A 23,082-nucleotide genomic window follows, 5' to 3' on the forward strand; every position below is an offset into this window, starting at 1 on the left:
GCACACCCTTTGTCGTCGGACGTTACTGTCATCGGTGATCGTAACAGTGCGCGTTGGTAACGTCGGATCGAAGACACCCGAAGCGGATCATCGAGCATGGCGACTGTCGACAGACCACCGACCGTCGGTCAGGCGTTGCCCTTCGACCAGACGGCCCACGGGATGTTCCAGTCCCCCAGTCCGTCGGTACCCGACAGGACAGCTCCCCCGGTGTTCTTCACCACCACCGGATCTCCACGAAGGGTGTTGCGCATGACCCAGAGCGCATCGTCCGGGCTGAGGTTCAGGCAGCCGTGGCTGGTGTTGGTGTTGCCCTGGGCCCAGACCGACCACGGTGCGGAATGGAAGAATATGCCGCTGTAGGACATCCGCGTCGCATAGTCCACGGGCGTGCGGTAACCGTCGGCGGACGTCACCGGCACGCCGTAGGTCGACGAGTCCATGATGATGTGGTCGTGCTTGTCCGACACCAGATACACCCCGTTGTCGGTCTCCGCACCCGGCTTTCCCATCGAGGTGGGCATACTGCGGAGCACCTTGCCGTCCCGGGCGAAGCTGACCTGCTTGCTGTTGTCGTCCGCGGTGATGATCATCGACCGCCCCACCTGGAAGTCGGTGCGCACGTTCTCCTGGCCGAACAATCCGTCGCCGAGGTCGATGCCGTAGGTGTTGACCGCCACGTTCACCGTGGTGCCGGTCTTCCACCAGTGTTGTGGACGCCACCGGACCTCGGAGTCACTGATCCAGTAGAACGCGCCGGCGGTCGGCGGATCGGTGGTGACCTTGATGGCGTCCTGGGCGGCCTTCCGGTCCGGGATCGGCTCGTCGAACTTGATCGCGACCGGCTGACCGACGCCGACCGTCTCACGCGGCGACGGTGTCAGGTATGCCTGCGTGAGGTTGTTCGGCGCACGGGTGGTGAACGAGACGCGCTTGGTGCTCTTGCCGCCGATCCCGACAGCGTCGGCCTGCAGTGTGTAAGTGCGGTTGTAGCCGAGCGGCTCGGCACTGGTCCACGTGGTGCCGTCCTCGGAGAGCTCACCCTTGACCGGTGAGCCGTCGGCTTTGGCGATCACGACCCCCGTGATGGCGCCTTCGCGAGCGGCAACGGTGATCGGCGCACCCGGCTGGATTCCGACCGCCTGGTCTGCCAGCGGGCGATTGCCCCATTCGGAGATCTCCACCCCTGGCTTCAGCATGTCGTCGATCAGCTTGGAACTACCGACATCCGACGAATACTTCGGGTCCTCAGTGCACGACGAGACCCCTGCGACGACCGCGATGAGAACGCCGATGAGCGTGAGCGGTGAGCGACGCCCCATCCGGGTACGACTGATCCCCATGATCCTCCAACCTTGTAACCACCACGACGATCTCACCGCTCACGTCGACGACGACGCGCCCCTGACCCACGGTTGGAGACAAGTGTACGAGACAACGTGCGACCGGTTTGTCCGAGTCGGTCCTCCGGATGAATCGGGGCCCGCACAGCGTGTTCCACCTGACAGAAAAACGCCCCGCGCTGGGCGGGGCGTTGCGTTCATCTGTGTGTGTGGTGCGCCATCAGGGACTCGAACCCCGAACCCGCTGATTAAGAGTCAGCTGCTCTGCCAATTGAGCTAATGGCGCTTGCCGGTGCGAAAAGGAACCTTACATGTCGTGGCGACAGAAGTGAAATCGCCCCCGCGACGGCTCCTACGCACCGTGCCGATCAGGCATTGCCCTTCTTCCAGACCGACCAGGGGACGTTCCAGTCCCCGAGCCCGTCGTCGCCGGGAAGCGTTGGACCGACAGTGTTTTTCGCGATCACGATGTCGCCACGCAACGCATGGTTGAGGAACCATTCCGCGTTCTCCGGGCTCACGTTCAGGCATCCGTTGCTGACGTCGTCGACGCCCTGGTCGCCGAGTGACCACGGCGCGGAGTGGACGTAGATGCCGCTGAACGAGATTCGGGTCGCGTCGTAGACCGTCTCCTTGTAACCCTCGGGCGAGTTCACCGGGACACCGTAGGTCGATGAGTCCATCACCACGCTCGGCTCTCGCTCGGCCACGATGTAGGTCCCGTTGTTGGTGGGCGTGGAGTCCTTGCCCAGCGAGGTCGGCATGGTCTTGACCACCTTGCCGTTCACCGAGACCGTCAGCTGTTTGGTCTTGTCGTCGGCGACGGCGACGAAACTTCGGCCGACCTTGAAGCCGGAATCCAGATTGTTCTCGCCGAACACGCCGTCGCCGAGGTCGATTCCCTTGATGTTCGCCGCGACGTGCACCTTGGTGCCGGGCTTCCAGAAATGTTCCGGACGCCAGCGCACCATGCTGTCGTTCAGCCAGTAGAAGGCGCCCTCGACCGGCGGGTCGGTGGTGACCTTGATGGCGTTCTCCGCGTTGTGCTTGTCGGCGACCGGGGTGTCGAAGTTGATCACCACGGGCTGGCCCACGCCGACGGTCTCGCCGTCGCCGGTCACGGTGGACGCGTCGGCCAGCGAGTCGGCCGAGGCGGTGGTGAAGCCGATCTTGCGTGCCCCGGCGCCGTCGACGCCGCGGGCGGCCGCCGTCAGGGAGTAGTCGGCACCGAAGTCGAGGGCACCCGTGGAGACCCAGTGAGACCCGTCCGACGATGTCTTCCCCGGAACCGGACCGTCGGGCCCCGACACCACCACCGACGACAGATTGCCGTCGTGGGAGGTGACGGTGATCGGCGCGCCGGGCATCACACCGACGGCCTTGTCGTTCATCGGCTGGTCATGCCAGCCGGTCACCGAGATGGTCGGCTGCGCCACGGAATCGAGACTCTGGGCGTCGGTGATGACGTCGGGATAGCTCGACGACTCGGAGCAACCCGCGAGCGCGGCGACGGAGAGTGCGGCCACCAGGGCCACTCCGGCGCCACGGCGACGAGCCCGGCGGGTGCCGGGCAGACGAACATCGGTCACTTCACGATCTTTCGTACGATCACGACGACGACCACTGTCCCGACCCCCGCCAGCGCGTACTTCACCGCAGGCGTGGAGAGGGTGGCCATCACCTTCTTCTTGACGTCCTCTGCGAGCCGCTGCGGATTCGCGCGATCGGCCAGCGAATCGAGGGTCTTGGCCAGGTCCTCGCGCGCCTGCGCGATCTCCTGCTCGATACGTTCGGTATCCCCGGCCACGTGGTTCCTCCCATACGTGATTGACGGCGTCATCGGATCGGTGTGCGACAGCGTTCCGGCCGCCCGCCCGACGCCTGGGTTGCGACCTTTCGAGACTACGGCATCGGCGGCCCCACCAGGCATGCGCGCCGCCCTGCGCGGCGCCGGAGCACCCACACGAAATCGAGCGATACCGACATTCCGCTCCCCCACGCGGCATCCGGCCGATGTGCGCATCGACTAACCTGGCGGTATGCCAGCGACACCGAGGTTGTCCGTCGGAGACCCAGCCCCCGCTTTCACCCTTCACGACTCGCAGGACACGCCGGTGTCCCTGTCCGACTACGCCGGGCACAAGGTGATCGTCTACTTCTACCCGGCGGCGTCCACCCCTGGCTGCACCAAGCAGGCATGTGATTTCCGCGACAACCTGAAGGATCTCGATGACGCGGGGATCGCGGTGCTCGGGATCTCGCCCGACAAGCCGGCCAAGCTGGCGAAGTTCACCGAGGCGCAGGGCCTGACCTTCCCGCTGTTGTCCGACCCGGACAAGGAGGTCCTCACCGCCTGGGGTGCGTTCGGCGAGAAGAAGATGTACGGCAAGACCGTGACCGGAGTGATCCGCTCGACCTTTCTCGTCGACGAGGACGGAAAGATCGAAGTGGCGCAGTACAACGTCCGCGCCACGGGGCACGTCGCCAAGCTCCGGCGCGATATTGCCGTGTGAGACCGGCCTCGAGGAGCGACGACGATGTCCGCATCACTCGCCGAGCCGCTGGTCCCTCGCAAGCGGCCGACGCAGGAACGTAGCAAGAAGAAGTTCTCCGCAATGCTCGGCGCCGCCCGCGACCTGCTCATCGAGGTCGGTTTCGAGTCGTTGACCTGCGAAGAGATCGCGTCACGCGCCGAGGTCCCGATCGGCACCCTCTACCAGTACTTCGCCAACAAGTACGTCATCGTCTGTGAACTCGACCGACAGGACACCGTCGACGTCCGGGAGGAGCTGGCGGCCTTCTCGTCGGAGATCCCTTCGCTGGAATGGCCCCACCTGCTCGAGAGGTTCCTCGATCACCTCGCCGCGCTCTGGCGCGACGACCCGTCACGCCGTGCGGTCTGGCTGGCCGTGCAGTCCACCCCCGCCACCAGGGCCACCGCCTCACGGAATGAACGCGTACTCGCCGACCAGGTCGCACACATCCTCGCGCCGCTCACACCGACCCAACGCGGTCGGCGCGAAATGATGTCGCAGGTGCTGGTGCACACCGCGTACTCGGTGCTGAGTTTCTCCGTCCAGGACGGTCACGACCACGACGAGACGGTCGCCGAGCTCAAGCGGATGCTCGCCGGTTACCTACTGCTCGAGGAGACCACCGCGGAGGACTGAGCCGCGCACGATCGACGCATACGTCACCCCAACCGCCGATCGACGCAACCGTCCCCACCGCCGATCGAGTAGCCGTCCTACCGCGGATCGGCGCGACCATCCCCACCGCCGATCGAGTAGCCGGCGAGCGCAGCGAGCTCGCGTATCGAGGTCACCGGAGCCGACCCCTATCGGCGAAAGCCGTCAGACGCCTTCCAGGATCGCGACCGCGGCGGCGGTGTCGCCGTCGTGGGTGAGCGAGATGTGCAGGCGGGTGTCCTTGAGCAGATCGCCGATCTCTCCGCCCAGGCGGATCGCCGGGCGGCCCCAGTTGTCGGTGACCACTTCGATGTCGCTGTGGCGGATGAGCGGCAGCAGCGGCGACCGCGAGAACCGGCTCACCGACCATGCTTTCACCACGGCCTCCTTGGCCGCCCACCGTGCGGCGAGATGGCGTGCCTCGTCGCCGGTGCCCGCGGCCGCGTCACGGCGTTCGCGAACCGTGAATCGGTCCGCGAACGTCGTGCCGGGCTGCTTCAACTGCTCACCGAACTCCGGGATCGACACTATGTCGATGCCCACTCCGAGAACGCTCATCGCCGCATCCGACTCGGGTTTCACTCCGCCCCGCCGGCGCGGCCATAGCTGCCACCTGCCGCGAGCCGCAACGACGGGTCGAGCAGGAGCTCGGCCTCGGCATCGTGCTCATCCGCCGCGCTGTCGAACCGGCGGTTCGGCGGGCGCTGGTAGGCCGGCTCAACGCCACACATCGCCTCCAGCAGACGGTGATTGCCCTTGCGGGCGCGCTCCGCGGCCTGCTGTCGGTAGACCTCGGCCTGCTCCGAATCCAGTGTCGCCACAAAGGCTTCCGGGTGGACCACGGCGATCAGACCGGAGACGTGACCGAACCCGAGGCTGGTCAGCAGACCGGCCTTGAGCGGGAACCGCTCGCCGAGGTTCAGGGTCTCGCGCGGCCACACCAGATGCGGATACTCGCGCATCTGTTCGTCGACACAGTCCAGACTGCGGTTCGGCGGGATCACCCCGTCGCGCAGCAGCTGGCACAGCCCGATCAGCTGGAAGGCCGCGGCACCGCCCTTGGCATGGCCGGTCAGCGACTTCTGCGACACGACGAACAGTGGAGCACCGTCACCGCGACCGATCGCGGAGGCGAGCCGCTCATGCAGCTCGGACTCGTTGGGATCGTTTGCCCGCGTGGAGGTGTCGTGCTTGGAGATCACCGCGACGTCGTCGGCGCTGACGCCGAGCGCACTGAGCGCGCAGGCCAGCGGCGAGGCGTCGTTGCCACGTGCGGCGCCCAGCGCACCCAGGCCGGGGGCCGGGATCGAGGTGTGCACACCGTCACCGAAGCTCTGCGCCCAGGCGACCACGCCCAGCACCGGCAGACCCATCTGTGCCGCTACGTCACCGCGGGCCAGCAGAATCGTTCCGCCGCCTGCGGACTCGACGAACCCGCCGCGACGACGATCGTTGGCCCGGGAGAACCGGCGCTCGTCGATCCCGCGTGCCGACATCGCGGCCGACTCTGCGGTTGCAGACATGTCGCCGAAGCCCACTATGCCCTCGATACCGAGATCGTCGAACCCGCCGGCCACCGCGAACATCGCCTTGCCGAGGCGGATCTTGTCGACGCCCTCCTCGACCGAGACGGCCGCCGTGGCACATGCGGCCACCGGATGGATCATCGCGCCGTAGCTACCCACATAGGACTGGACGACGTGTGCGGCAACGATGTTCGGCAGAGCTTCCTGCAGGATGTCGTTGGCCTTGGATTCGCCGAGCAGGGTGTTGATGTAGAGCTCGCGCATCGACGTCATGCCGCCCATGCCGGTGCCCTGGGTGTTGGCCACCAGGCCGGGGTGCACCCACCGCATCAGCTCCGACGGGGTGAAGCCCGACGACAGGAACGCATCGACGGTCGCCACCAGGTTCCACAGTGCGACACGGTCGATGGACTCGGCCATGTCCGGGGTGACACCCCAGCGGGTCGGGTCGAAACCGGTCGGGATCTGACCGCCGACGGTGCGCGACAGTGTGAACTGCCGCGGCACCCGGATCTCGGTGCCCGAGAGTCTGGTCACCTGCCAGTCGCCGGTCTCCGCGTTCTCCGCGATCCGCGTCTTCTCCGGGGCCGCCGAGGCGAATGCGCGTGCCTCCGCCTCGGAACTCACCGTGAAGGTGAGGTCGTCGTCGAGGAAGACCGAGGTGAGCAACGGCGATGTGTTGTCCACCATCGCTCCCTCGTCGGCGTAGCGACGGATACCGCAGCGCGACACGACCTCGTCGTGGTAGCGCTCGGCGATCTCGCTCTCCGGTACCGGGTCACCGGATTCGGTGTCGTACCAGCCCGGCTTGGGTGCGGTATCCCACTGGATCAGTCCGGTGTTCCAGGCGAGTTCAGCAACGCCTGCGGCGGAGAGCTTCTCGTCGACCTCCATCTCGAGCCGGGTGCGCGAGGAGCCGTACGGGCCGAGTTCGCCCGCGCCGACGATGACGACGAGGTCCTCCGGACGGGCGTCGATCGACGGCCACTGCGGGGTCATCGCCTTGGGTGCACGGGCCGGGGCGGGCAGCGCCGCCACGGTGGTCACCTCGTCGTCGGACTCCTCGGCTTCGTCGGTCGCCGCGTCGGCCGCTGCACCGGCCAGTGCCTTGAGATCGATCGAGGGATCGAGGCCGCCGGTGAAGTCGGCGACGATCGCTTCGGCCCGGGCATGCTCCCGGTGCTCCGTGGTGCACAGGCCGAGCAGGTTCGCGGCCATCTCCACCGTGCTCCAGGTGCGCACCCCGGCCGCCTCGACGGCGTCGACCATTCCGTCGTTGTGACCCATCAGACCGGTTCCGCGCACCCATCCGATGAGGGCGTGCGCGATGGTGGTCTTCTGATTCCACGAGTCCTCGGCCGCCCAGCGGGTGACCAGCGCGTCCAGCGACGCCTTGGCCTCGCCGTAAGCGCCGTCGCCGCCGAACATTCCGCGGTTCGGCGAACCGGGCAGCACCACGTGGACGCGAGCGGCGATGTCGTGATCGGCGTGCAGTTCTCCCAGTCCGCCGATCATCCGCTCCACCGACCAGAGCAGAACCTTCATCTCCAGTTCCGCGCGACCGCCTGCATCGGTGAGATCACCGGCCACCCGGGGCGCGGCGAACGGGAAGAGCAGCGTCGGCTTCATCGCCGGCTTGATCACCGACGTCGTGCCACCGAGGTTCTCGGTCTGCTCGGCGCCGATCCACTCGACCAGATCGTCGACGTCGGTGTAGGACGCCATGTTGGCGGGCGCCACCCACAGTGCCGCGTCGTAACGGGCGTTCTCACGGTAGAGCTTCTTGTAGAACGCGAGCTTGCCGGAATCCAGGCGCGACGTCGTGGCGATCACCGTCGCGCCGCCGGCCAGCAGCCCGGCGATCACGCCGGAGGCGATCGAGCCCTTGCCGGCACCGGTGACGACGGCGATCTCCTTCGACCACTGCCCGACACCCGGCTGCTCCGCGGCGCTGGCGATGGCGGCGAACGTGCGTGCGTGCACGGCGTTTCCGGATGCCAGCGCCTTGCCCTGCCACCACGTGGCGTGCGTCGCGACCGTGTGGCCCGCACCGTTGAACCGACCGACCACACCCTCGAAGTCGGTGTCGAGGTCGTGCTCGTCGGTCAGCCAGATCCGTACGAGGTCCTCGCGGCTGGTGGCCCAGCGGTCGTCGACCAACACCACCTTGGCGGTGTCGAAGGCCGGCGCGACGGTCCGAGCCCAGTCCGAGCCGAGTTCGGCGCTGACACGCTCGACGATGGCGACGTTCGGGTCCTCGACCAGCTCGCCCGCCTCGTTGATCTCGGCCAGGCCCAGCTTCTCCAGCACGGTGTAGGCGGCCGAGGCCAGCGCGCCCGAGCGACCGGTGATCTGCTCGGTGAACTCGCCCAGCGCGGCCGCGTCGACCGTTGCACCGGCACCACTCTCGGCGGCCGGCTTGGCCACCGCGACACCACGTGCCGCCCCGACCGACGTGACCGCACGATCGATCAGGGCGTCGAGCGCGTCGGCGTTGGCGAGCGCACCGTCGAGCAGGTTGCCGAGGTCCTCGCCACGCACACTGGCTCCGTCGCGGGTACCGAGGGCGACCGCCACCGTGGCGTGCAGGCCCCAGCCGGGTCCGAGCTGCCACACATTGGACACGCGATCCGTGATGTAGGACTGCCGCTTGCCCAGGGGTCCGAGTACCTTACGGACCTGGTCGCCGACGGCGTCGGTGAGCACCGGGCCCAGCGGGCGGTAGCCGCGTGCCAACGTCTCCACCGTGGACGACAATGCGTTCATGTCGGCCTCGGCCGCGCCGTCGATGGCACCGAGTCCGAGCTCGCCACCGATGTCGAGCAGGAGCTGGTTACGACGTGACGAGACACCGTCGCACAGCGCCTCGATGGTGTCGGCGGAGCCGATCTGATCGGTGCGCATCTTGGTCCACAGCGCGATCACGGACTTGACCGCGTCGGCCGGCCCGAACGAGACGTCGTCCGGTCGGGGCCCTGATGCGGCCGGCGCCGGTGCCGGTGCGGCGGCCGGCGCAGCCGTCGGTGCGGCCGCGGCTGCCGAGGCATCGGCGGCCGGTGCGTCAGAGCTCTCGTCGGCGTCGTCCTCGGGTTCGGGACCCGAGTCGTTGGCCAGGATCACATCGGAGTCACGCTCGACGTTGGCCACCTCGGTGGTCGCCGCGGCGTAGTCGTCCAGCTTGAGGGTGTTGGTGGCGAGGCCGGCGAGCGTCGGGGCGCCCTTCAGGCCGATCTCGACGAAGCGCTGCACCCCGAGGCCGTCGCGCGACGGTCCGGCGAACAACAGTTCCTGGGTCTCGATCCAGCGGACCGGGCTGGCGAACTGCCAGGCCAGCAGCTCGATGAGGACGACACGGACCAGCTGTCCCGGCTTGTCCGCCCAGGAATCCCACTCCGCCAGAACGGCATCGAGCGGATCGGACGGTACCAGCGCGGCGATCTCCTCGATGAAGGAGCGATCGAGGGTGAACAGCCGGGGCACGAGATTCGGGATGTAGTGACCGACCAGGATCTCCGGATCGATGTGCTCGGGCAGCAGCCCCTCGAGCTTGGACCGGAACTCCGGCACCCCTTCACGCAACACCGTTGAGTGGAACGGCACGTCGATGCCGGGCACCAGGATGAAGGACTTCTTGCCGCCGAAGTCGATACGACGTCGCTCGATCTCGTCCTCGAGGTGTTCGAGGCCACGGACCGTGCCGGCGATCGCGTACTGCGAGCCGAGCAGGTTGAGGTTGACCACCTCCAAGAACTCAGTGCACGAGCGTCCGACCTCCGCCACGAACTCGGTGACGTCGGCATCGGCCAGACCGAACTGGCTCGGGCGGATCGCCGCCATCCGGTAGTCACTGCGGCCCAGGTCATCTCGCGGAACCAGGTGGTGCATGGCCTCGCCGCGCTGGAACACGACCTCGAGCACGGCCTCGAGCGGCAGCACCCCGGCACACGCGGCGAGCGCGTTGTACTCGCCCACCGAGTGACCGCAGGTGATGGCGTTCTCGACGAAACCGCCGGCTTCCTTGAGCTCGGCGATCTGCGCGACGCCCAGGGTCGCCATGGCGACCTGGGTGAACTGCGTCAGGTAGAGAACTCCGTCGGGATGGTTGTAGGTGGTGCCGTTGGCTACCAGGGTCGTCGGGTTGTCCCGCACCACCGCCAGGATCGAGAAACCCAGGGCGTCGCGAGTGTGCTTGTCGGCCCGATCCCAGATCTCCCGTGCGGCCTTCGACCGCGAGCGGGCGTCGAGCCCCATGCCCTTGCTCTGGATGCCCTGGCCCGGGAAGGCGTAGACCGTGCGCGGCGCGGCCATCAGGCCGGTGGCGGCCATCACGAGGTCGTCGCCGACCTTCGCGGTGACCTCGACGACCTCACGACCGGCGTCGAGACCGACCCGGTCGACGCGGATCGAGATGGAGTCGCCGGTGCGCACCATGCCCAGGTACCGGGCCGTCCAGCCGACCAACGGGCGGGCCGACGGGGTCGGGTGCTTGCCGTCGGTTGCGGTGACCACCTGCTGGGCGGCGGCCGACACCCACATGCCGTGCACGATGGGCTCGCCGAGCCCGGCCAGTTTGGCGGCCGCGACATCGGTGTGGATCGGGTTGCGATCACCGGACACCGCGGCGAAACCGGTCATGCGACTCGGTGCGGTGATGGTGGCAGAACGGAGCAGCTTACGGGTGGCCGACCGCTCGTCGTCGGCAGCGCCACCGGCGCGCACCGGGTCGGTGAGTTCCGCCGACCCGAGGCGTCCGCGGATGGCGAACCGCTCGGCCATCGTGGCGATCGGTCCGGCCGCGCCGGCCACCTCGACACCGACCTCGACCACCCGGCCGACCTCGGTGTCATACACTGCGCCCGAGCGCGCGGTGACAGTCAGTTCCGCTGCGGTGGCGGGTATCTCGCCGACCAGCTCGACGGCGTGGTCGAGATGGACAAGGTCCAGCAGACCCTCGACGACGGGAGCGCCCGATTCGGTCCGGGCCGCGCCGATGACGCTGAAGACGCTGGGCCAGCTCGCGCCGACGAGGGTGTCGGGGACCGCGAAGCCGAACGGCTCGGTCGGGGTCGTCGGACGCAGGTTGGCGGGCAGGGTGTAGCCGGTCACCGCGGCGTGGTCGGCAACGCTGTCCGGGTCCCACGAGACGGTGGTGACCGAGACGCCTCCCTCGACGGTGGCGAGTTCGCCACCGGCGGCGACGGTCAGGATCTCACGCATGGCCTGCGAGGCCTCGTCGATCCCGACCCGCGGATTCCCGCCGTCGAGCAGACCGGCATCGACGTGCAGCGGAATCCGGACCGACGAGCCGGAGATCGGCGTGATGAGGTCGTACCGGTCGCCCCGGAATCCATTCGACCCGCTCGCTTCGCTCCCGGCGCCGGTGACGCGTTCGAGCACCGAACCGGTCGGCTCGTGCTCGGCACGATCCGGGTCCACGAGCGTCCAGCGATCGCGATCGCCGAGCAGCGCAACGGGATTGGGCACCATACGGCCGACCCAGTCGACGTCGTCGGCCTCCAGTACGGCCACGATGGTGCCGTCGCCGTCCACCAGGCCGGCGCGCTTGCGGGTGTCGACGGCGACGGAATCTGTGCCGGCGTCCTGAAGATCGTGCACGACCTGCGCCTCGAAGCGGTCGAGCAGCTCGCCGACCGGCTCGTCGACGCGGGTGATGCCGGAGACGGCCACCGGGCCGGGGATGATGCAGACCGCATCGGCCGGATAGCGCGCATCGTGGGCCTGCCACAGCGAGTCACTGCGCCACCAGCGGCGCACGTCCTTGTCGATGACCGGGACGAAGTTGACCGGCTTGCCCGGGGTGCGGCAGAGCTCGAGGAAGAACGCGACGTCGGCGGGATGCAGGATGTCGGTCTCGATCTCCGGGTACACACTGCCGAGCGCATCGATCGCGGAGTGGGGATCGTCGGTGCTGCCGGACCCGGCGAACATCGTCGGGATCTCACCCGAATCGACGGGACTCATCCGGGCCTCGGTGCGCTGGAGCATGTCGGTGAACCGCTGCTGCCAGGTGATGTCGGCCCACGGCAGCTGATCGGACCGGCCGTCGCCGACCGCGAGGGTCGCGTAGCGGTCCAGCCATGCCCGGTAGGTCATGGCGGCGACGTCACCGAAGTAGGGCTTGGCGGTGTCGGCCATGGCCGCGATGATCTCGTCGCGGCGGTCGGCGACGGCGTCGGCGTCCCCGGCGACCTCGTCGAGCAGACGACCGCAGCGCGACGCGGTGTTGTCGATCTCGTGGATGTCGGCACCGAGCTGACTACGCCCGGAGGCCATGCCGGCGGTCGCGTACCCGGCACCGATCCAATCGTCGCAGCCGACGGTGTCCACCAGCAGTTGCTTGACCTCGGGGGCGGTGGTGGCCTCCTTGGCGGCCATCGCAGCGGTACCGATCAGGATGCCATCGAGCGGCATGGACGGATAGCCGTAGACCGACGACCATGCGCCGGTGAGATATTCGCTCGCCCGTTCCGGGGTGCCGATGCCGCCACCGACACAGATCACGACGTTGTTGCGGGCCCGGAGTTCGCTGTAGGTGGCCAGCAGCAGATCGTCGAGGTCCTCCCATGAGTGGTGGCCACCGGCGCGGCCGCCCTCGATCTGCACGATGACCGGGTGATGGGGCACCTCGGCGGCGATGCGGACCACCGCGCGGATCTGCTCGACGGTGCCGGGCTTGAAGGCGACGAAGCGCAGGCCGGCTTCGACGAATTCGTCGACGAGTGCGACCGCGTCCTCGAGTTCGGGGATACCCGCGGACACGACGACACCGTCGATCGGTGCGCCCTGGGCGCGGGCCTTTTGCACGAGGCGCTTTCCGCCGAGCTGCAGCTTCCACAGGTAGGGGTCGAGGAACAGCGCGTTGAACTGTGCCTGCCTGCCGTCATCGAGGAGCTCGGTCATGCGTGCGACGTTGTCGGCGAAGATCTGCTCGGTGACCTGCCCGCCACCGGCGAGTTCGGCCCAGTGCCCGGCGTTGGCGGCCGCAGCGACGATGGCGGGATCGACCGTGGTCGGGGTCATGCCGGCCAGCAGCATCGGTGAACGACCGGTCAGCCGGGTGAACGCGGTGTCGACGACCTTGCGGCCGTCGGGCAACTCGACGAGCTGCGGGGCGAACTGCGTCCAGGGCCGGGCGACCTCGGGGATTCCGCCCGGGCTGAACAGGTTCCGCTGACCCACGCGGAGTGCGGGCGACACGAGTCCGACGCCCTGGCCGCGGACCAGCGAGGAGGTGAGGCGGGTGGCGAGGTCGCCGGGCCCGAAGTCGAGGATCCACTTGGCGCCGGCATCGACGACCTCGTCGACCGTCGCGACCCAGTCGACGGGATCGACCAAGATGGAATTGGCGTGGCCGATCGCGGTGTCGCGATCGATCCCGCACTCGTCGGCCCACTCCGCGACGAGGTCGACGGCCTCGGCCATGGTCGGGTGATGGAAGGCGACGCTGACGTTCAGGTGGTCGAACTTGGGCGCGAACGGCGCCCCACCCGCGACCTTGCGCTTGCGCTCGTCGGTCTCGGCGGCCGCGAGGCGCTCGCAGAGCGCCGCGAACGCGGCGAGGTGGCGCGGTGCACCGGAGAGGGCGACGGCGCGCCGGCCGTTGCGGATCGCGACGACGGGGGCCGAGGCCAGCTCGGACTCACTCAGACCGGCGCGGTAGTCGGCGAGGATCTCCTCGATACGCGCGGGCACGGCACCGCTGATGGCGAGCATGGGGGTGCCGTCGGTGGTGGTGGCCAACCCGCGACGACGTGCGACGAGGGTGCCGGCGGCGCCGATGAGGTGTGCGATCGCCAGCAGCAGGCCCTGGCCGGACTCTGCCGCCTGGCCGTCGGCGCCGATCGCGTGCGTGGCGATGGACCCCTGCGAGTGTCCGATGACGGCAGTCGGCGTGATGGCTGTGGTGTCGAGGCCCTGCTTCTTCAGCGCTTCCACGGCGGCCAGCTGGGTCAGCAGCACGCCCGGACCCGACAGCGTGAAGTCGGCGAGCTCTGTCTCACCGGGCACCGGCTCTTCGGCGTCAAGGGCACGGACCCAGGTCAGCGGGTGGAAACCGTCCACCACCGCGATGGTGAGCTGGGCGGCGACCGGGTCGATGATGCGCTCGGCGGCGGCGACGATCTTGCCGATCCGATGCTCGAGATCGGCGTCGACGACCAGTTCGGCCAGGGTGGGCAGCCAGGGCGATCCCTGTCCACCGAAACTGATCGCATACGGCTCGCCGTCGATGAGACGGTCGATCAGCGTCGTGGTCGGGCGGTCCGAGTGCGCGGCGCCCTGTGCTCCTGAACGGAATTGGTCGACGGTCACGGGTTCTCCTCTTGTCTCGACACTGTTGTGGCCTGGGTGCTCGTGTCGCGGGTAGTCAATGGCTTGTCGTCGTTGGCTGAGCCGCGGGCACACAAATCACCCGCTGAGGTCTGTCGGTACGGTGGCCTGGACTTTTCGGTGCTGCGCTGCACTTCTCCGTGCCGCGCTGTGGCACGCTCGATGAACACACCTGCCGCGCAACACTTTTGGCTGCACGTGAGACTCACCTATGAGTCGTCGTCGGCGTGAACGTGTCCCAATGATGACACACGAAAATGAGGCTTTCCTCATGTTTGGCATCGACCCGCGGGTATACCCGCGGGTAACCCCGCGAGTAACACACGTGTGCACCGAAGTCTCCTACTGCCGCCCCTGGATTGCCGCTGATCACGGATCATTTCCGAGCGCTCGTTCGGAGCCCCCGAGAGCTGCGACGATCCGTTATCTAATCGTTATGTGACATGCTGCACTCTCGATCCACGACGATCACAGGTCGTCGCCGATCGCGACGGCGCGCGTCCGGAACCGTAGGGTGCTCGGCATGGCAACGTGCGTGTTCTGCGACATCGTCGGCGGGCGGGCACCGGCTCGGACGGTCTACCGCGACGACGACGTCATCGGATTCCTCGACATCCGCCCGGTCACCCGCGGTCACACTCTGCTCGTCCCACGCGAGCACTCCTCCGGGCTCGCCGACCTCGACCCAGAGATGGGGGGCCGCCTGTTTGCCGCCGGTCAACAGGTGGCCGCCGCGATGAAGTCCGGCGCGCTGGGCGCCGACGGCGTGAATCTGGTCGTCAACGACGGACGGGCGGCCTTCCAGACCGTGTTCCACACTCATCTGCACGTCGTGCCCCGCCACAACGGAGACAAGCTGAGCTTCGCCAAGGGGCTGGTGGTTCGTCGCGACCCCGACCCCGATCAGACCGCCGAGCTGCTCCGGGTTGCGCTGGAAACCGATCGCCGATGAGCGACCACGACGAATCGCCCCCGACCACGCGGTCGGCGACGTCGACATCCGCGCCGGCTCCGGATCTCCCCGGCGACGCGGTCGAAGCGGTCCGGCGGGCCGAATGGGTCACGGTGTTCACCGGCGCCGGAATGTCCGCCGAGAGCGGCATCGCCACCTTCCGCGATGCCGAGACCGGCCTGTGGGAGAAGTTCGATCCCGCGCAGCTGGCAACCCCGGAGGCCTGGGCGGCCGATCCCGCACTGGTGTGGGGTTGGTATCAGTGGCGGGCCCGGATGGTTCGCGAGGCGCAACCCAACACCGGACACCGCGCGCTCGTCGAACTGGCTCGCGATCGTGCGGTGATGGTGGTGACGCAGAACGTCGACGATCTCCACGAACGAGCCGGCAGCGACGTGGTGAGCCACCTACACGGGAGTCTGTTCGCGCCGCGCTGCAGCCATTGCGGGCGGCCCTATCAGGGCACCGGAGCCGACCCGGAGCGGGCCGTGCACGAGGCGCGCGTGGAACCGCCCACCTGTCCGGTCTGCCTGTCCGCAATCCGTCCCGGTGTCGTCTGGTTCGGCGAACCGCTGCCCGCCGACGCGTGGAACACCGCCGAGAACGTTTTTGCCGCAAGCGATGTCGTCATCGTGGTCGGAACCAGCGGCATCGTCTATCCGGCCGCCGGGCTCCCCGAGCGGGCCATCGCCTCCGGCACCCCGGTCATCGAGTTCAATCCGGAGCCATCGGCGCTGAGTCGCGAGGTCACCCACAGCATCCGGTCGTCTGCCGCGGTCGGCCTGCCTGCGTTGGTCACGGCGGTCCGATCCGCCGACTGACGGTCCGGTCTCCGCGCCGTCTCACTCCCCCGCGCTGAGACCGATCGGGTCCCAGCCATGGTCGGATGCCGCCCGCGCATCCGCCGACAGCGTGGTGATCGATCCCGGCTTCACCCCGCGCCGATCGAGCGCCTCCCACAGCCCATCGAGGGCACGGTCGGGATCGAGTTCGAACTCGGACTCCCGGACTCGCCAGAAGTCCCAACCGCATCGACGCAGTTCGCGTTCGCGTTCCATGTCCGAGCGGGCCTGCTCCCCGGTGGTACGGAACGAGTCCCCGTCGCACTCGACGGCCATCCGGGCGTCCGACCCGGTGACCACGAGATCGATCACGCGGTTGTTGATGGTCATCGACGGCACCACGTAGTAGCCACGGTCGGCGAGCCGGTTGAACACCTGCTGCTCGAAGAGACTGGAGAACGGTTGCTGCCGCTCGGTGTTCGAGACGTCGGACGGCATCGGCGGATTGGTCGGCCCCTGCCCGGCCCGGATGTAGTCGAGCAGCGAGTACCTCAGATCGTTCGCCCTGAGCGCCTCGAGCTCGATCGAGTGGAAGAGCCACATCTGATCCATCGCACGCGAGGCAGCGACATTGATCCGGCGCTGCGATTCCGCGCGCGTCAGCGGCGCGATCGCGGACGGATCGGAAACCACCATGGACAACATCACCACATGTCGCTCGTCACCCTGGAAGTCCGGCGGTGTCCCCACCCGGATACGACGCGACCGCCAGTCGTCTTCGCTGACGGCGGCACGCAGCCGGCGGGTGATCTCGTCCACCTGCTTGGTGCCCTGCAGTGCGATGACCCCGAAATCGAGTCCTTCATAGGCGGGGTCGCCCAGACACGTGGTGAGCGCCGCGACGATCGCCGCCGCCTCGTTCTCGTTGACGACCGAAGCCCCCTGACCGGTGGCGACGCCGTCATCGACGGCCACCGATCGCAGCGGCGGCAACCGGTCCGCGCCGAATTGCCGCACCGGCAGCAGCGGGGCACCCGTATAGAATTGACGCGACGAGAACTCGATGATCTCGGGCATCGACCGGAAATGCTCACGCAGACGGATCAGATGACCGAATCGGCTGCGCAGCAGGGAGAAAAGGCTCGATCGGGGTGTGAGCCCGTCCCGCAGGTAGTTCGGCAGGTCCGGTAGATGCGCGTCGAGTTTGGCGAACGCGTCGTCGAGGGTGGTTCCCGACAGGCCGGTGGGCGCGCACTGCCGGTCATCGCCCACGACGATGACCCGCGGGGCCAGCCAGAGCAGGAACGAGCTGGTGATGTCGGCCTGACTGGCCTCGTCGACGATCACGACGTCGAACGCGTTGCGGTGCGGATCCACGGTCTCCGCGACCTGGCTGATCGACATGATCCACGCGGGCACCGCGCCCTGCGCGTGCTCCATCGCGGCCCGGGCTGCCGCCCGAAAGCGGTTGGCGTGCTTTCCTGATCCCTTGCCCAGATTGATCATGTGATCCCGGTAGGACTGCAGGGCCTGGACCTCCGCGACACTCATCCGATCCAGGCACTCGCGCCAGGCGTAGGCCGCGGTCAGCCGGGCGGTGAACGCGGCGATGTCGGCTTCGTGTTCGTCGAGTTCGGCCTGCAGACGTGTCTCGAGCGTCGGATCGCTGCGCTCGAGAGCCCACGCCTGTGCGCGGCGCCACGACCAGGCCGCCCCGACGTCGCGCAGTCGGGCGTGCCAGGTGTCGTCGTCTGCGGTGTCGGTCAGTAGGCCGTAGAACTCCGGGGCCTTGTTGCGCAGTCGCAGTGCGTAGAGATCGAGCGCGGTCTGTGCCTGCAGTTCGTCACGTGCCCTACTCCAGTCGCGCCGCGCCGACTTGATCGCCTGCGCATCGGCTTTCGCCAGCGCGGCGACAAGTGCGTCGCCTTCCGGAGAAGGCCCCCGGTCCACCTCGGCCGACAGTCTGTACGCGCACTCGGCCAGCTCGTGTTCGGCGAGTACGGCGTCGTTGGTGGCGGCAATCGCCCCGGCCTGTACGGCGACCTCGGTCACCTCGGCGACACTGCGTGGCCGAGGCCCGCCGGGGCTGATCGCTTCGAGCTCACGAACCAGTTGGTCGCGCCCGGCCATCAGCTCGGAGATCCACGCGAGCTGGTTGTCGAGTCGGACAAGGCTGTTCAGTTGCGCCGACCGCGATCCTGAGTTGTCCACCGGGACATGCAGATCCGCGAGGACCCTCTGCACTTGCTGCACCGCGTCGAAGACGGCGAGGTGGTCGGCGACGAGCCGCAACGACTGTTCGTCGGTGGCCTCGACCCCGTCGACGGTGGCGCGGACTCCGGATTCCTCGACGGCACGTTGTTCTGCCGACCGCAGGAGTCGGCCCCGCCGGCGGCCGCCAGCGGCAAGGTGATCGGCCGCGGCACGGAAGATCGCGCTGTCACCGGGCCGTGCCCCCTCAGTTCCGATCACATGCGCCCCGATCGCCCGGTCACGCTCGGCGGCCTCGCCGATGATCGGTGACAGTGTGGTCACCCGTGACCAGAGATGGGCGGCCTGACCGGCGAGCAGACGATCGGCCATGTCGGCGACCAATGGCGGGAACGAGGCGACTTCACCGGCGGAGACCGCGAGGTGGTCGCACACGTCCTTGATCCGCACCAGCCGTCCACTGTCCACACCGGACAGGATCGACAGCAGCGATCCGCTTCCGATCATCGGCTCGTGCGGCCGCCGACCGATCCGTTCGCAGATCTGCTCGAGGTCGGCCGAGTCGGGCAGGTGATCGGCGAGATCGGGCAACCGCTGCCCCAATCGCGTTGTCGCACCGACGTCGGTGCGGAGCAGCTCGAGAAGCTCCTCGAACTCACCGGCGCCGAGCGGGGGCAGGGAACCCTCGACCGGACCCGGCAACCAGTCATATCGGTGCTTGTCGTCGTTGCATCGCCGAACAACCTCGGCTGCGGTCCCGCGGTAGTCCCCGGCCACCCATTCGTGGACCTCGGTCTCCGACTCGCGCGCCATCCAGAGTTCGCGGAGCACGCGCTCGCGCTTGCGGATCGCCTGTTCCCGCTTGTCGATGAGGTCGGCGATCTCCGCGGCCACCACCCGCGGTTGGTGCCCGGCTTTGCGTTCGGCGATCGCCTCCACACCGGAAACCGTCGCCTCGAAATCGTCCTGCCCGACATCGGCGATCGAGACCGCGAGCCCTCGCAGCTCCGAGGGCAACATGTCCCTGATCACCTGCAGGGCATGTGCCTTTTCGCTCGTCACCAGCACGCGCTGCCCCTTGGCCAGCAGCGCAGCCGTGAGGTTGGCGATGGTGTGGGTCTTACCGGTCCCCGGTGGGCCCTCGACGACCACGCCGCTGTCGACGCCCAATTGCGCCAGCACATCTCGCTGCTCCACATTCGCGGGCAGCGGGTACAGCGCGTCGCGTACGAGGTCCTCGGCGGGTAGCGCACCCGACCGCGCGAGCGCGGCCAGGCGTTCGGGCGCCTCGATCGGGGCGACCAACTGCGCGAGACCGATGGGCACCTCGCCCCGGACCGGTCCGGTCGGGTCGCTCTCGGTACCGGCGGTCTCCCGCAGCTCGGCCAGGATCGCGTCGTAGAACGCCAGTGCTGCCGTGACCCCGCGTCGCCGCAGCACGAGCGCCGGGCGCATGTCGACCGAGAGCGACACGATGTCGGAGTCGACCCGCACCTGCTGCTGCCAGGTGTCCACGAGGTCGGTCACCTGGTTACCCACCGGGCTGACGAGTTCGGAGATCTGGCCCCGCACCTTGATCGCGGCGCCGAGGTCCACGCCGTCGATCGGGGCGAGGAGGTAGGTGTCGTGCATCATCGGCGTCGCGCCGGTACCGATGGTCACACGAATGGCCGCGGTGTCGTCGTCCCGGTCGGCGACCACCTGCTGGGTCACCAGGTGTTCACGGATGCGGGTATCGCCCTCGGCCTCGTCGTCCCGCACCGTCACCAGCGCATTGGCCAGCACGAGTTCGAGCGTCTCCGGACTGTCGTGCAGTTCGTCGATCAGGTGTGAGACCGCGTCGTATCCCTGGCTGTCGGGCGCGAGCTCGATGACCACCTGACCGGTCCCGGCGCCCGCCCGTATCGGCACGTCGGTCGACTTGCCCACCCAGACCAGGCCCGGGTGTTGCTCGACGTCGCTGACGATCTCCGAACGGGAGCGCACGAGTTCTCGGAGATAACCCAACAGCCGCACAACCTGGTCGGCCGCGTCGGTGTGCTGTGGATCGGTGTGCTGTGGATAGGTGTGCGCCGTGTCGGTCCCGTCGGCCATGCCTGTTCCGTTCCCTCCTCCGTCCGCCCTATCCGGCGTCGTCGGCTGGATTCACTGGCGTGGATACGTCAAGAACGCTACCAATCGGACTCGGTGCGTGCGGATTCGACTGGGCGCGGTACGCGGTGTTCGACTACGCGCGATACGCGGTGCGCAGGGCGGGGAAACCACCGTCGACGTAGCGCACGTTCGTGTAACCGAGATCCGCGATCTCCTCGGCAATGGCGGGTGCCTGCGATCGCACCGACACGACAGCGATCTCGGTGTCGGGATCGCGCACGATGGGGAACGTTCCCGACGGGGTGGGCTTGAACCGATCGCGGACATCTCTCGGGTCCACCACCACCGCACCGGGCAGACTGCCCTGGTGTCGGACCACCTGAGGGCGCGCATCGACGATCACTGCGTGATCGTCCTCACAATGCGACTTCGCGTCGGCTGCTGTTATCGAATCCACCACTGACACTGGTGAGTCACCGTTCCTGTTGAGTCGTCTGCCTGGAACCGCCACTGACGCACGGTTCAGCCGTGATCAGAAGGGGGTGGGTCGCGATGCGCACGACCCCTGAGGTCTGGCGCTCCCCCACCAACAAAGGTTACGGAAATATCTCGATCCGGCAAGTTTTACACCACGAAATACCAAACCCCACAGGTATCTCGTCGGATTCGTTCAGCTCCGGCCGCGGCCGGCCACTCGCGGCGTGGTCCGCTTGCCCCAGTGATCCGGTCGTTTCCCGTGGCCGTCGCGCGCAGGCCCGCCGCGCTGACCCTGTCCGCGTTTGGCGCCGCCTCGCGACCGCGGTGGCCCGTAGTCACGGCGGATGTCGATGGGAGTCTTCCCGATCCTGGTGTTCCGCAGGCCGGCAAGGGTCTCGTTGTCGAGATTCTCCGGGAGCTCGACGAGGGAGAAGTCGTCGCGGATGCTGATGTTGCCGAAGTCCCCGCGGGACAGTCCGCCCTCGTTGGCGATCGCGCCGACGATCGCACCCGGGGAGACCTTGTGCTTACGTCCGACCGCGATCCGGTAGGTGGCGAACTGGCCGCCGCCGGACCCTCGTGGAGCACGCTCGCGCCGATCGGCGCGCTGCCCCTCCGGCGGGTCGGGGGACATGAGGAAACCTCCGTCGCGGGTCTCGAGCGCGAGCGCCGCGGCGATGTCGGCCATCGTGACGTCCTTGTCGCGCGCGTAATCCTCCACGAGCTTGCGGAACAGGTCGAGGTGGTCGGACCCCAGGTTCTCGTTGATCGAATCCGCGAATTTCGCGACACGCTGCGCATTCACGTCCTCGACGCTGGGCAACCCGATCTCGGTCAGGGTCGACCGCGTCGCCCGCTCGATGGCCCGCAGCAGATGTCGCTCCCGCGGCGACACGAACAGCAGCGCGTTTCCCGACCGTCCGGCGCGCCCGGTGCGGCCGATCCGGTGCACATACGACTCGGTGTCGTGTGGGATGTCGTAGTTGACGACATGGGAGATGCGTTCGACGTCGAGTCCTCGCGCAGCCACATCCGTGGCGACCAGGATGTCGATCGCCCCACCCTTGAGCTGGTTGATGGTCCGCTCGCGCTGGGCCTGGGCCATGTCGCCGTTGATCGCGACCGCGGAGAAGCCGCGCGAGCGCAATTTCTCCGCCAGTTCCTCGGTGGCTGATTTGGTGCGGACGAAGACGATCATCGCGTCGAACGTCTCGACTTCGAGGAACCGGGTGAGCGCATCGAGTTTGCGCTGGTGGGACACCTGTAGGTACCGCTGGGTGATGTTCTGTGCGGTCGCGGTCTTGGACTTGACCGTGATCTCCTGCGGATTGTCGAGATACCGCTGCGCCAATCGACGGATCGCGCTGGGCATGGTCGCCGAGAAGAGCGCGACCTGCTTGGAGTCCGGCGTCTCGGCCAGGATCCGTTCGACGTCCTCGGCGAACCCCATGGTGAGCATCTCGTCCGCCTCGTCGAGGACGAGGTATTCCAACTGGGAGATGTCCAGGGTGCCCTTGTCCAAGTGATCGATGACGCGGCCCGGCGTCCCGACGATGACCTGCGCACCCCGCTTGAGTCCGGCGAGCTGGACGCCATAGCTCTGGCCGCCGTAGATGGGCAGCACCCGAACCTGCGGCATGTGCGACGAATAGCGTCCGAATGCCTCGGACACCTGCAGGGCGAGCTCACGCGTGGGAGCCAGCACCAGCGCCTGCGGGCGACGCGCCGAGGCGTCGAGCCGAGAGAGGATCGGGATCGCGAACGCGGCGGTCTTGCCCGTTCCGGTCTGAGCGAGACCCACCACGTCGCGGCCGGCCATCAGCGGCGGGATGGTGGCGGCCTGGATCGGTGACGGTGTCTCGTACCCGACGTCGGTGATCGCCTGGCGGACCTGCGGGTCGATGTCCAGGTCGTCGAATGTGACGCCGGGGCCGTCGGCGTTGTCGGCCTTCTCGTCGGTGGACTCACTCATGTGCGATCTGTCCGTTCATCACTGCCACTCTAATCCGCCGAGGCCGCTGGCGAGGAATCTCACCGAACGACGACGTCACAGGGTCGACCTGCCCTTGCTCACGCAGCGCACCGAGCTGTGATCGCGCCCACTGGATACTGGTACTGTCAGTGACACTCAACAGACAGCTGACGGAGTTCACGCGGGCC

At 67.9% G+C, this 23,082-nt stretch carries 12 protein-coding genes and 1 tRNA gene; 4 read left to right on the forward strand and 9 right to left on the reverse strand.

Annotation, left to right across the window (positions count from 1 at the left end; all coding sequences use genetic code 11):
• Positions 1-128: 128 nt before the first annotated feature.
• The 4 genes from ACLQ3I_RS21910 to ACLQ3I_RS21925 form a co-directional block, all read right to left on the reverse strand.
• A complete protein-coding gene (locus ACLQ3I_RS21910; protein ID WP_425804783.1) occupies positions 129-1,343 on the reverse strand; it encodes a L,D-transpeptidase in 1,215 nt (404 codons plus the stop codon).
• A gap of 210 nt (positions 1,344-1,553) precedes the next feature.
• Positions 1,554-1,629, reverse strand: a tRNA-Lys gene (locus tag ACLQ3I_RS21915).
• 82 nt (positions 1,630-1,711) lie between these two features.
• On the reverse strand, positions 1,712-2,932 hold the full coding sequence (locus tag ACLQ3I_RS21920) for a L,D-transpeptidase (protein WP_425804785.1): 1,221 nt from the start codon (positions 2,930-2,932) through the stop codon (positions 1,712-1,714).
• The gene (locus ACLQ3I_RS21925) at positions 2,929-3,150 is read right to left on the reverse strand and encodes a DUF3618 domain-containing protein (RefSeq protein ID WP_425793549.1); all 222 of its coding nucleotides are present in this window, start codon (positions 3,148-3,150) and stop codon (positions 2,929-2,931) included. The genes ACLQ3I_RS21920 and ACLQ3I_RS21925 overlap by 4 nt, the downstream gene beginning before the upstream one ends.
• A gap of 232 nt (positions 3,151-3,382) precedes the next feature.
• Here ACLQ3I_RS21925 and bcp point away from each other — a divergent pair, with 232 nt between their 5' ends.
• The gene (gene bcp, locus ACLQ3I_RS21930) at positions 3,383-3,856 is read left to right on the forward strand and encodes a thioredoxin-dependent thiol peroxidase (protein WP_425793548.1); all 474 of its coding nucleotides are present in this window, start codon (positions 3,383-3,385) and stop codon (positions 3,854-3,856) included.
• 24 nt (positions 3,857-3,880) lie between these two features.
• The gene (locus tag ACLQ3I_RS21935) at positions 3,881-4,513 is read left to right on the forward strand and encodes a TetR family transcriptional regulator (RefSeq protein ID WP_425793547.1); all 633 of its coding nucleotides are present in this window, start codon (positions 3,881-3,883) and stop codon (positions 4,511-4,513) included.
• 183 nt (positions 4,514-4,696) lie between these two features.
• On the opposite strand, the gene ACLQ3I_RS21940 is transcribed toward ACLQ3I_RS21935, so the two are convergent.
• Both ACLQ3I_RS21940 and ACLQ3I_RS21945 read right to left on the reverse strand, forming a co-directional pair.
• Positions 4,697-5,089 carry a holo-ACP synthase gene (locus ACLQ3I_RS21940; protein ID WP_425793546.1) on the reverse strand — a complete coding sequence of 131 codons (393 nt, stop codon included), beginning with the start codon at positions 5,087-5,089 and terminating at the stop codon, positions 4,697-4,699.
• A 20-nt stretch (positions 5,090-5,109) separates the two neighbouring features.
• A complete protein-coding gene (locus ACLQ3I_RS21945) occupies positions 5,110-14,388 on the reverse strand; it encodes a fatty acid synthase subunit beta domain-containing protein (protein WP_425804787.1) in 9,279 nt (3,092 codons plus the stop codon).
• A 541-nt stretch (positions 14,389-14,929) separates the two neighbouring features.
• On the opposite strand from ACLQ3I_RS21945, the gene ACLQ3I_RS21950 reads away from it, so the two are divergent.
• Together ACLQ3I_RS21950 and ACLQ3I_RS21955 are read left to right on the forward strand one after the other, a co-directional pair.
• Positions 14,930-15,358: an HIT family protein gene (locus ACLQ3I_RS21950; protein ID WP_425793544.1), complete on the forward strand. Its 429-nt coding sequence runs from the start codon at positions 14,930-14,932 to the stop codon at positions 15,356-15,358.
• A complete protein-coding gene (locus ACLQ3I_RS21955; RefSeq protein WP_425793543.1) occupies positions 15,355-16,179 on the forward strand; it encodes an SIR2 family NAD-dependent protein deacylase in 825 nt (274 codons plus the stop codon). Before ACLQ3I_RS21950 ends, ACLQ3I_RS21955 begins: the two co-directional genes overlap by 4 nt.
• A gap of 21 nt (positions 16,180-16,200) precedes the next feature.
• On the opposite strand, the gene ACLQ3I_RS21960 is transcribed toward ACLQ3I_RS21955, so the two are convergent.
• The 3 genes from ACLQ3I_RS21960 to ACLQ3I_RS21970 form a co-directional block, all read right to left on the reverse strand.
• Complete coding sequence (locus tag ACLQ3I_RS21960) at positions 16,201-20,445, reverse strand: AAA domain-containing protein (RefSeq protein WP_425804789.1); 4,245 nt, start codon at positions 20,443-20,445, stop codon at positions 16,201-16,203.
• Between the two features lie 133 nt (positions 20,446-20,578).
• Positions 20,579-20,911 carry a rhodanese-like domain-containing protein gene (locus ACLQ3I_RS21965; protein WP_425793541.1) on the reverse strand — a complete coding sequence of 111 codons (333 nt, stop codon included), beginning with the start codon at positions 20,909-20,911 and terminating at the stop codon, positions 20,579-20,581.
• Positions 20,912-21,115: 204 nt separating this feature from the next.
• Positions 21,116-22,894, reverse strand: coding sequence for a DEAD/DEAH box helicase (locus ACLQ3I_RS21970; RefSeq protein WP_425793540.1), 1,779 nt, complete (start codon positions 22,892-22,894; stop codon positions 21,116-21,118).
• Between the last annotated feature and the right edge of the window lie 188 nt (positions 22,895-23,082).

The organism is Gordonia sp. DT101 (assembly GCF_049844895.1).
Lineage (GTDB): Bacteria > Actinomycetota > Actinomycetes > Mycobacteriales > Mycobacteriaceae > Gordonia.

Bases quoted from the DNA above. Each gene is read 5' to 3' on its own strand.
- ACLQ3I_RS21960 (WP_425804789.1), bottom strand. From the start codon at position 20,445: ATGGCCGACGGGACCGACACGGCGCACACCTATCCACAGCACACCGAT.
- ACLQ3I_RS21910 (WP_425804783.1), bottom strand. From the start codon at position 1,343: ATGGGGATCAGTCGTACCCGGATGGGGCGTCGCTCACCGCTCACGCTC.
- ACLQ3I_RS21950 (WP_425793544.1), top strand. From the start codon at position 14,930: ATGGCAACGTGCGTGTTCTGCGACATCGTCGGCGGGCGGGCACCGGCT.
- ACLQ3I_RS21970 (WP_425793540.1), bottom strand. From the start codon at position 22,894: ATGAGTGAGTCCACCGACGAGAAGGCCGACAACGCCGACGGCCCCGGC.
- ACLQ3I_RS21940 (WP_425793546.1), bottom strand. From the start codon at position 5,089: ATGAGCGTTCTCGGAGTGGGCATCGACATAGTGTCGATCCCGGAGTTC.
- bcp (WP_425793548.1), top strand. From the start codon at position 3,383: ATGCCAGCGACACCGAGGTTGTCCGTCGGAGACCCAGCCCCCGCTTTC.
- ACLQ3I_RS21935 (WP_425793547.1), top strand. From the start codon at position 3,881: ATGTCCGCATCACTCGCCGAGCCGCTGGTCCCTCGCAAGCGGCCGACG.
- ACLQ3I_RS21955 (WP_425793543.1), top strand. From the start codon at position 15,355: ATGAGCGACCACGACGAATCGCCCCCGACCACGCGGTCGGCGACGTCG.